Origin of the sequence: Streptomyces sp. NPDC058157 (assembly GCF_042884105.1) — a bacterium.
Taxonomy (GTDB): domain Bacteria; phylum Actinomycetota; class Actinomycetes; order Streptomycetales; family Streptomycetaceae; genus Streptomyces.
Window position 1 is genome coordinate 24,335 of record NZ_JBHVUQ010000075.1, and the last position, 10,009, is coordinate 34,343.

Sequence of the window (10,009 nt, forward strand, 5' to 3'; positions counted from 1 at the left end):
GGCGCTCACGCCTGTCCGCCGTACGGTACGTGCTCACCGCCGGGACGTGGCAACTCTGGCACATCTTCGGGACCGCCCGGCGCGAGGGTCTCCCGGGTACCACCGGCCCCGGCCGTCCGGGGCCCGGCGGCGGGCGCCGGGACATCTTCCGCACACCCGCCCGCCACGCACTTTTCACGCCGCCCGGACCCCGGGCGCGCCCCGCGGCCGGAGCGCCAACGGATGCCTCCCGCCCCACCCGTGCCGCCTTCGTACGACACCGGCCCGAACGTCCGTTTTCCCCCGGACCATCCTTGTTCGAGCGACAGTTCCAAAGGTTCCCGAAGAGTTCCGCTTCCGGTCGGGGAGGGCGCCGGCCCGGTCCGCCCGGCCGCGCGTGCGCCCGGGTCACACGATCGGGGGCGTGCCCTCCAGCGGTCGCCCCCGCACCCCCGGCCGCCGCTGCCACGGCAGCGGCCCGCCCGGTGGCCGGTAAGCGACCCCGAGGGCGTCCAGCCGGGCCAGGTGCGCCGCCACGCGCCCTTCGAAGCGGGCCCAGTCACGGGATTCCGGTTCCGGCATCCACGACCACACCACCTCCGCGAAGGCGGCCAGCCGCGGGAACACCTGGTAGTCGACCCGCCCCTGGTGCTCCATCACCTCGGTCCACACGTTCGCCTGCGCGCCCAGCACGTGCGCGGCGGCCTCCGGCGACAGCTTCGGCGGCACGGGCTCGAACCGGTAGACGTCCTCCAGCGAGCGCACGTACCCGATGGGCATCGGCTCGTCGGGGCCGTCCGCCTGACGGTGGTCCAGGTACACCTGCTGCTCGGGGCACATCACCACGTCGTGCCCGGCCTCGGCGGCGGCGATCCCGCCCGCGTAGCCGCGCCAGGAGGAGACGGCCGCGCCGTCCGCGAGGCCGCCCTCCAGGATCTCGTCCCAGCCGATGAGCCGGCGGCCCCGGTCGGCGAGCCAGCGGTCGAAGTGCCGGATGAACCAGGACTGGAGGCCGTCCTCCCCGTCCACGCCCAGCTCCCGGATGCGCGCCTGCGCCGTCGCCGAGGCCCGCCACTGGTCCTTGGGGCACTCGTCGCCGCCCACGTGCACGAACGGCGAGACCTCGGGCGGGAACAGCTCCAGCACCTCCTCGAAGACGTCCTCGTAGAACCGCAGGACCTCCTCGGTCGGCGCGAGCACGTTCTGGTTGACGCCCCAGTCGTCCCACACCCCCAGCGCGGCGGTGTCCACGACGTCGGCGTTGCCCAGCCAGGGGTAGGCGGCGATCGCGGCCTGGGAGTGGCCGGGGATGTCGATCTCGGGGACGATCCGCACGTGCCGCTCGGCGGCGTAGGCGACGATCTCGCGGATGTCGTCGTGCGTGTAGAAGCCGCCGTGCGGGGTCTCGTTCCACAGCGGGGACGCCCGGTGCCCCCAGCGGGTGCGCGGGCGCCAGGAACCGGTCTCCGTGAGCCGCGGGTGGCGCCGGATCTCGATCCGCCAGCCCTGGTCGTCCGTCAGGTGCAGGTGCAGCACGTTGAGCTTGTGCGCGGCCAGCAGGTCGATGTAGCGCAGCACCCCGTCCTTGGGCATGAAGTGCCGGGCCACGTCCAGCATCAGCCCGCGCCAGCCGAAGCGGGGACGGTCGGCGATCCGCGCGTACGGCAGCTCCCAGCTCCGCCCCGGCCGCAGCGGGGCCCGCCGGAAGGCGTCGGGGCCGAGCAGCTGACGCAGCGTCTGGGCGCCCCAGAACAGCCCGGCCGGGTCCGCCCCGGTCAGCTCGACCCCGTCGGCGCCGACCTCCAGCCGGTACGCCTCGGGCTCCGCCCACCCGGGTTCCAGCCGCAGCCGCAGCTCGCCCGGCGCCCCCGCGGGCAGGGCCCACCCGGTGGCGCCGCCGACCTCCCGGCGCAGCCAGCGCGCGACGCCCTCGCAGCCGGGCCCGGCGTCGAGCACGGGCTCGGGGCCGAAGGCGTAGCGGCGCCCCTCCTCGTCGGGAACGGCCACCTGGGGTACGGGAATCAGGTCCATGCGTCAGCCCCTCACGACAGAGCGCTCCTCGCGCCGACCCTAGCCGCGCACCCGCCCCCGGCACAGTCCCCCGGCAAGAAAGGTCCGGACAAATGGCTCCGGACAAATGGCTCCGGACGAATCTCCGGGCGTGCGAAAGGCCCCCGGCGTGCGCGCGGGCGCACCCCGGGGGCCTCGTCGGCGCAAGGCGGACCCGCCACCGGTCCTCGCGGACCCGCGGGCGCTCCTTGCGGACCCGTCGCCGGCCCCTACTTGTCCTTGCCGCCCTTGTCCTTGTCGCCGCCGGCGCCCATGGAGTCGTAGATCTCCTTGCACATGGGGCAGACGGGGTACTTCTTCGGGTCGCGGCCCGGCACCCAGACCTTGCCGCAGAGCGCGACGACGGGGGTCCCGTCGAGGGCGCTCGCCATGATCTTGTCCTTCTGGACGTAGTGGGCGAAGCGCTCGTGGTCGCCGTCGCCGTGGGACACCACGGGCGTCGGCTCTACGAGGGTCCCCGTACCAGTCCCGCGATCGGGCTCGAGAGTGCTCATGAAATCCAGGGTACTGAACCCCGCCCGGGTCAGTTGAGCGACGGGTCGTCCAGATAGGTGGCGACCATCGCGAGCTCGCTGCGCTGGCGGCGCAGCACCGCCCGCCACAGCCGTTCGGGGTCGGGGAAGGAGACGTCACCGGGCTCGGAGTCCACCACGTACCAGGCGCCGTCGCCGAGCTCGTCCTCCAGCTGGCCGGGCCCCCAGCCGGAGTACCCGGCGAAGATGCGCAGGCCCCCGAGGGCGGCGGCGAGCAGTTCCGGCGGGGCCTCCAGGTCGACGAGGCCGATGGCCCCGTGCACCCGGCGCCAGCCGAGCGGGCCCTCCTCCCCCGGTATCACCGCGACCCCCAGGGCCGAGTCGAGGGCGACGGGGCCGCCCTGGAACACCACGCCCGGGTCACCGGCCAGCGGGGCCCACGGCAGCAGGATGTCGCGGACGTCCACGGGGGTGGGCCGGTTGAGGACCACGCCGAGGGAGCCCTGCTCGTCGTGGTCGAGCAGCAGCACCACCGCGCGGTCGAAGTTCGGATCCGCGAGGGCGGGGGTGGCCACGAGCAGCCGCCCTGTGAGGGAGGACACCTCGGTCATGGGCACATGATCTCGCACATTCGCCCTCCGGGGGGAGCGGGCGGCGGGATCCGATCACGCGCAGCTCAGGGCGCACGGCTGCAGACGGGAGCGCGCGCCGCCCCGCGCGCCGGAACGCAACACTCCGCTACCTGGCGGACACCGTACGTGCTGAACCGAATTCATGACAGTCCTACGGCCCCGTCAGCCATACAAACAAGGGGGTGGTGGCCCTTACCCTTACGTCTGGTCCCCTGCCCATCCACTCCGGAACGCGAGATCCATGACCGGCAACGATGTCCTGCTTGTCCACGGCGGAACCCCGCTCGAGGGCGAGATCCGTGTCCGCGGTGCGAAGAACCTCGTGCCGAAGGCCATGGTGGCCGCCCTGCTCGGCAGTGAGCCCAGCCGGCTGCGCAATGTTCCCGACATCCGTGACGTGCGGGTCGTGCGCGGTCTGCTCCAGCTGCACGGCGTGACCGTGCGTCCCGGCGAGGAGCCGGGCGAGCTGGTCCTCGACCCCACGTACGTCGAGAGCGCGAACGTCGCCGACATCGACGCGCACGCGGGCTCCTCCCGCATCCCGATCCTCTTCTGCGGCCCGCTGCTGCACCGCCTCGGCCACGCCTTCATCCCGGGCCTGGGCGGCTGCGACATCGGCGGCCGTCCGATCGACTTCCACTTCGACGTGCTCCGCCAGTTCGGCGCGACCATCGAGAAGCGCGAGGGCGGCCAGTACCTGGAGGCCCCCCAGCGCCTGCGCGGCTGCAAGATCCGCCTGCCCTACCCGTCGGTCGGCTCGACCGAGCAGGTCCTGCTGACGGCCGTCCTGGCCGAGGGCGTGACCGAGCTCAGCAACGCCGCCGTCGAGCCGGAGATCGAGGACCTCATCTGCGTGCTGCAGAAGATGGGCGCGATCATCTCCATGGACACCGACCGGACCATCCGGATCACCGGTGTCGACCGCCTGAGCGGCTACAACCACAAGGCGCTCCCGGACCGCCTGGAGGCGGCGTCCTGGGCCTCCGCGGCCCTGGCGACCGGCGGCAACATCTACGTCCGCGGGGCGCAGCAGCGCTCGATGATGACCTTCCTGAACACGTACCGGAAGGTCGGCGGCGCCTTCGAGATCGACGACGAGGGCATCCGCTTCTGGCACCCGGGCGGCCCGCTCAACGCGATCGCGCTGGAGACGGACGTCCACCCCGGCTTCCAGACCGACTGGCAGCAGCCGCTGGTCGTGGCCCTGACGCAGGCCTCGGGCCTGTCGATCGTCCACGAGACGGTCTACGAGTCCCGCCTGGGCTTCACCTCGGCGCTCAACCAGATGGGTGCCCACATCCAGCTGTACCGCGAGTGCCTGGGCGGCAGCGCCTGCCGCTTCGGCCAGCGCAACTTCCTGCACTCGGCGGTCGTCTCCGGCCCCACCAAGCTGCAGGGCGCCGACCTGGTCATCCCCGACCTGCGCGGCGGGTTCTCGTACCTGATCGCGGCGCTGGCGGCCGAGGGCACCTCGCGCGTCCACGGCATCGACCTGATCAACCGCGGCTACGAGAACTTCATGGAGAAGCTCCAGGAGCTCGGTGCGAAGGTCGAACTCCCCAACGGCGACCTGGTCTGATCTTCCCCCTCCAGGGCCCCTGCGGGGGCCCTGGAAAGGCCTGAGGGCGGCCACCCCCGCGCGGGGGTGGCCGCCCTCGGCCGTTCTACGTACCACTGCCGTCCCGAGGGCCTGTGCGGCCCTCGGCACAAGGGCGGTACTACTTGCCCTTGGCGGCTTCCTTGAGCTTGGAGCCCGCGGAGACCTTCACGCTGTAGCCGGCCGGGATCTGGATGGGGTCGCCGGTCTGCGGGTTGCGCGCGGTGCGAGCGGCACGGTGGGTGCGCTCGAAGGTCAGGAAGCCGGGGATGGTGACCTTCTCGTCGCCCTTGGCGACGATCTCGCCGACGGTCTCGGCGAGCGCGGCCAGAACGGCGTCGGCGTCCTTGCGGGTCACCTCGGCGCGCTCGGACAGAGCGGCCACCAGCTCACTGCGGTTCATGTTGTACTCCCGTGTTCAACTTGCCTTAGAGGCGTGAGATCGAAGCCGATGCTGCCAGGGCCCTAGGACAGTCCCCGGACCCGGGTCTGAACGTCAGACCCTCTCGCCCGGTTACGCATCCTGCCCCCACCAGCGGCGGGAAAGCCAATCCGGCACCCGCCGGGGTCACACGAAAAGCGCCACAGTCACGCCACGGTGACGCTCCGTCGCACCCGAGGCTCCGACGCTGATGCGGTCCGCGCGCTGCGCGGGCATCCCCGCAACCCTAGAGGCGCCCCGGCGGACCCGCATCCCGCGACGCGCCGGGATCAGACCGTGGGCCCCGTCACAGCGGCCTTCTCGGCACCGGCCTGCGCGGCCTTGCGGACGGCCCCGGCGACGGCGCCCGCGACCTTGTCGTTGAAGACGGACGGGATGATGTAGTTCGCGTTCAGCTCGTCCCGGCCGACGACGTCGGCGAGGGCGGTGGCGGCGGCGAGCATCATGTCGGTGTTCACGGTCCGGGACTGGGCGTCCAGGAGGCCGCGGAAGACACCCGGGAAGACCAGCACGTTGTTGATCTGGTTGGGGAAGTCGGAGCGGCCGGTGGCCACGACGGCGGCGGTCTGGCGCGCGACGGCCGGGTCCACCTCCGGGTCCGGGTTCGCGAGCGCGAACACGATGGCACCCTCGGCCATGGCGGCGACGTCCTCGCCGGAGAGCACGTTGGGGGCGGAGACGCCGATGAAGACGTCGGCGCCGACCACGGCCTCCTTGAGGGTGCCGGTGTAGCCCTCGGGGTTGGTGTTGTCGGCGATCCAGCGCAGCGGGGAGTCCGGCGCGGCGTCGACCAGGTCGGGGCGGCCGGCGTGCACGACGCCGTGGATGTCGGCGCTGACGGCGTTCTTCACGCCGGCGGCGAGGAGCAGCTTGAGGATGGCCGTACCGGCGGCGCCGGCACCCGACATGACGACCTTGACGTCCTCAACTGCCTTGCCCACGACGCGCAGTGCGTTGGTGAGGGCGGCGAGGACGACGATGGCGGTGCCGTGCTGGTCGTCGTGGAAGACGGGGATGTCGAGGGCCTCGCGCAGCCGCGCCTCGATCTCGAAGCAGCGGGGCGCGGAGATGTCCTCCAGGTTGATGCCCGCGAAGCCGGGGGCGATGGCCTTGACGATGGCCACGATCTCGTCGGAGTCCTGGGTGTCCAGGCAGATCGGCCACGCGTCGATCCCCGCGAAGCGCTTGAAGAGGGCCGCCTTGCCCTCCATGACGGGCAGCGCGGCCATCGGGCCGATGTTGCCCAGGCCCAGCACGGCGGAGCCGTCGGTCACGACTGCGACGGAGTTGCGCTTGATGGTCAGGCGGCGCGCGTCCTCGGGGTTCTCGGCGATGGCCGTGCACACGCGGGCGACGCCCGGGGTGTAGATCATCGAGAGGTCGTCACGGTTGCGGATGGGGTGCTTGGACGACATCTCGATCTTGCCGCCGAGGTGCATCAGGAAGGTACGGTCGGAGACCTTCCCGAGGCTGACGCCCTCGATGCCGCGCAGCTTCTCGACGATCTCGTCGGCGTGAGCGGTGGAGGTGGCGGCGATGGTGACGTCGATACGGAGCTTCTCGTGGCCGGATGCGGTCACGTCGAGGCCGGTGACCGAGCCTCCGGAAGACTCCACGGCGGTGGTGAGCTGGGAGACCGCGGTTCCGCTCGCGGGCACTTCCAGGCGGACCGTCATCGAATACGAGACGCTGGGCGCCGTTGCCATGGCCGTGTTCCTCTTCTGTCCCTGGTTCTTCTGTACACACAGGGCCCCGTCACACGGCAGGTGTGGCAGGACCTGTTGTCCGATCGTCCCACCTACCAGCCGGTACAAGGTAACCAGCTACAAATTTCGGAAGAACTCTTCCACCATACGAGAGAACTCTGAGCGGTGGAATGGTGGGTACACACAAAACAGGTCCGCGCCCCCCACTCGTGGAGGACGCGGACCTGTTGTTCCGTCCAGGACGGACGGGATGACTACGACACCGACCCGCCATGCTCGCCTCGCGGCAAGTGGTCGCTCTAAGCGACGAAGGTTGGGCCCGGGGGCTTGGATCGAGCCGGTGTCGTAACCAGGCTAACAAAGGATCGCCGGAAGCGGTCCCCCCTCCCGCGAGTCGGACACACCCGTCACGCGCCCGGCCGCAACAGCTCCGGCACCCCGCCCCCGTCCGGCCGGTCCGCCTCCGCCGAGACCACCGTCAGCTGCTGCGTCGCGCGCGTCAGCGCCACGTACAGCACCCGCAGGCCCGCCGCCGACTCCTCGGCGATCTCCGCCGGGGAGACCACCACCGTGGCGTCGTACTCCAGGCCCTTCGCCTCCAGGCTGCCCAGCGCCACCGCCCGTTCGCCCAGGTCGGCGAGCCAGCCCGCCGCCTCGGCCCGCCGGTCCATCGCCACGACCACGCCGACCGTGCCGTCCACCTGCTCCAGCAGCCGCCGCGTCTCCTCCCGCACCGCCGCCCCGAGGTCCTCTCCGGCGGTCGTGAAGCGGGGCTCCAGACCCGTCGAGCGCACCGCCGTCGGCGGCTCCATCCCCGGCATCGCCAGCTCCAGCACCCGCGCCGCCACCTCGGCCACCTCGGCCGGATTGCGGTAGTTCACCGTCAGCGTGAACCGCCGGCGGGGCCGCGAGCCCAGCGCCTCGTCCCGCGCCGCGGCCGCCTCGTCGGGGTCCGTCCAGGAGGACTGCGCCGGGTCCCCGACCACCGTCCAGGTGCCCGTACGGCCCCGCCGACCCACCATCCGCCACTGCATCGGCGTCAGGTCCTGCGCCTCGTCCACGATCACGTGCGCGTACTCGGTCCGCTCGGCCGCGATCCGCTCCGCCCGCTCCCAGGTGGTCTCCTCCCGGGTCGGCATCAGCTCCTCCAGCCCGCTGAGCTGGTCCAACGGGTCCATCTCCCGCTTGCGCTTCGGCCGCGCGGGCGCGCCCAGCAGCTGCTGGAGCTCGTCCAGCAGCGCCACGTCGTGCACCGAGAGCGGCCCGGAGCCGTCCGCGCCGACCCGGCGCAGCGAACGCGCCAGCTGGCGGGTCTCGCGCGGGTTCAGGTCCCGGCGCGACCAGCGGCCCAGGCGGCGCTCGTCGGCCATCGCGGCCAGCACCCGGCGCGGGGTGAGCTCCGGCCACCAGGCGTTCAGGAAGCCGAGGAAGTCGTCCTCGGTGGAGATGTCCTCGTCGAAGGCGCCGCGCAGCTCGGCCGCGAGCTCCGGGTCGCTGTGCCGGCCGTTCGCGCCGGTCTTGGCGTACAGGGCGTCCAGGAGGAGCTTGCGGGCGCGCGGGCGCAGCAGGTTCACCGGGGCGGTGCCGCCGAGCACGTTCTGCCGGATCCGGTTCAGCTCCGGGGCCTCCAGCTCGACGCGGCGGCCGAAGGCCACCACGCGCAGCCGCTCCGGGGCGTCGCCCAGCTCCAGCGCGCCGCGCACCGCCTTGCGGAGCACCTTCAGCATGCGGGAGGAGCCCTTGATCCGGGCCACGGCCGGATCGTCGTACGTGCTCGCCTCGGCGCCGTCGACGAGGGAGCCGAGCGCCCGGATGGCGACCTGGCCCTCCTCGCCGAGCGAGGGCAGCACGCCCTCGGTGTAGGCGACGAGCAGCGGGGTCGGCGAGACGATCAGGATGCCGCCCGAGTAGCGGCGGCGGTCCTGGTAGAGGAGGTAGGCGGCCCGGTGCAGGGCGACGGCGGTCTTGCCCGTGCCCGGCCCGCCCGCGACCTCCGCGACGGAGGCGGCGGGGGCGCGGATGACCAGGTCCTGCTCGGCCTGGATGGACGAGACGATGTCCCGCATGGTGTGCGTACGGGCCCGCCCGAGGGCGGCCATCAGCGCGCCGTCGCCGATGGCGGGCAGCTCCCGGCCGTCGAGGGTGGCGGTGATCTCGGGACGCATCAGGTCGTCCTCGACGCCGAGCACCTTGCGGCCCTTGGACCGGATCACCCGGCGGCGGATCACCCGGCCGGGGTCCTTGGGCGTCGAACGGTAGAACGGCGCTGCCGCCGGGGCCCGCCAGTCGATGACGAGCGGCGCGTAGTCGGTGTCGAGCACCCCGATGCGGCCGATGTGCAGGGTCTCGGCGATGTCGGCGGTGAGGTCGGACCGGATCGCGTCGTCGGCCGGCTCGACGGAGGTGTAGGCCCCGTCCGGCCCGCGCTCCCCGTCCTTCCCGAGGACGAGGTCGATCCGCCCGAAGAGGAAGTCCTCGAACTCGTTGTTGAGCCGGTTGAGGTGGATCCCGGCCCGGAAGACCTGCGCGTCCCGCTCGGCGAGCGCGCCGGGCGTACCGACCTGGCCGCGCTTGGCGGCGTCGTTCATGAGGAACTCGGCCTCGTGGATCTTCTCCTCAAGGCGTCGGTACACCTGATCGAGATGCGTCTGCTCGACCGCGATCTCCCGATCGCGGACGGAATCCGCCGTGCTGTCGACAGCGGCATTCTGCGCGGCCACCAAGGCCCCCTTCTGACGTGCATGGGCGACCGTCAACCGTACGCGAACCAGCCCCCACTCCGCACGCCCGGTCCACCCGGCAGCCCCCGGAGGATGTCGTTTCGTACGAGGTCACACCCGGCCGGGACCTTCACCCCCGCGAGCGACCGCCGGCGGGCCGGCGGCTGCCCACCCGCCGGGCGGGTCCCGCCGGGGCGGGGGCGGCCCGGTGCGGCGGGGCGCTTGCGGGGGCCGGCTTCCGCCCCCGCGAGGGGCCGGGGGCCGGGCGGTGGCTGCCCACCCGCCTCCCTGGGTGCGGGGCGGTGGGTGGGGGGCCGGATCCCGCCGGGCGGCAGCGGGTTGCCGGGCGGGGCGGGTGATGGTCGGGGTCCCGGGAGGGCGGTCTCGGAG

7 protein-coding genes are annotated in these 10,009 nt (G+C 72.6%); 1 reads left to right on the forward strand and 6 read right to left on the reverse strand.

The genetic code is table 11. From position 1 onward, the window contains the following. Positions 1-387: 387 nt before the first annotated feature. From ACFVXK_RS19995 to ACFVXK_RS20005, 3 genes are all read right to left on the reverse strand, one after another. Entirely contained in the window at positions 388-2,010 is a 1,623-nt protein-coding gene (locus ACFVXK_RS19995; protein ID WP_389613441.1) for a beta-N-acetylhexosaminidase, read from the reverse strand. 248 nt (positions 2,011-2,258) lie between these two features. Then, positions 2,259-2,543, reverse strand: coding sequence for a DUF3039 domain-containing protein (locus ACFVXK_RS20000; RefSeq protein ID WP_045947038.1), 285 nt, complete (start codon positions 2,541-2,543; stop codon positions 2,259-2,261). A gap of 29 nt (positions 2,544-2,572) precedes the next feature. Beyond that, positions 2,573-3,133: a YqgE/AlgH family protein gene (locus tag ACFVXK_RS20005; protein ID WP_045947037.1), complete on the reverse strand. Its 561-nt coding sequence runs from the start codon at positions 3,131-3,133 to the stop codon at positions 2,573-2,575. 262 nt (positions 3,134-3,395) lie between these two features. Here ACFVXK_RS20005 and murA point away from each other — a divergent pair, with 262 nt between their 5' ends. Continuing rightward, on the forward strand, positions 3,396-4,733 hold the full coding sequence (murA, locus tag ACFVXK_RS20010; protein ID WP_389613443.1) for a UDP-N-acetylglucosamine 1-carboxyvinyltransferase: 1,338 nt from the start codon (positions 3,396-3,398) through the stop codon (positions 4,731-4,733). Between the two features lie 139 nt (positions 4,734-4,872). Here the strand turns inward: murA and ACFVXK_RS20015 are convergent, their stop codons facing one another. From ACFVXK_RS20015 to ACFVXK_RS20025, 3 genes are all read right to left on the reverse strand, one after another. Further along, positions 4,873-5,154 carry an HU family DNA-binding protein gene (locus tag ACFVXK_RS20015; RefSeq protein ID WP_007264399.1) on the reverse strand — a complete coding sequence of 94 codons (282 nt, stop codon included), beginning with the start codon at positions 5,152-5,154 and terminating at the stop codon, positions 4,873-4,875. A gap of 308 nt (positions 5,155-5,462) precedes the next feature. Further along, on the reverse strand, positions 5,463-6,899 hold the full coding sequence (locus tag ACFVXK_RS20020) for an NAD-dependent malic enzyme (protein ID WP_389613445.1): 1,437 nt from the start codon (positions 6,897-6,899) through the stop codon (positions 5,463-5,465). A 407-nt stretch (positions 6,900-7,306) separates the two neighbouring features. Continuing rightward, positions 7,307-9,619, reverse strand: a complete 2,313-nt coding sequence (locus ACFVXK_RS20025; protein ID WP_389613447.1) for a HelD family protein — start codon at positions 9,617-9,619, stop codon at positions 7,307-7,309. Between the last annotated feature and the right edge of the window lie 390 nt (positions 9,620-10,009).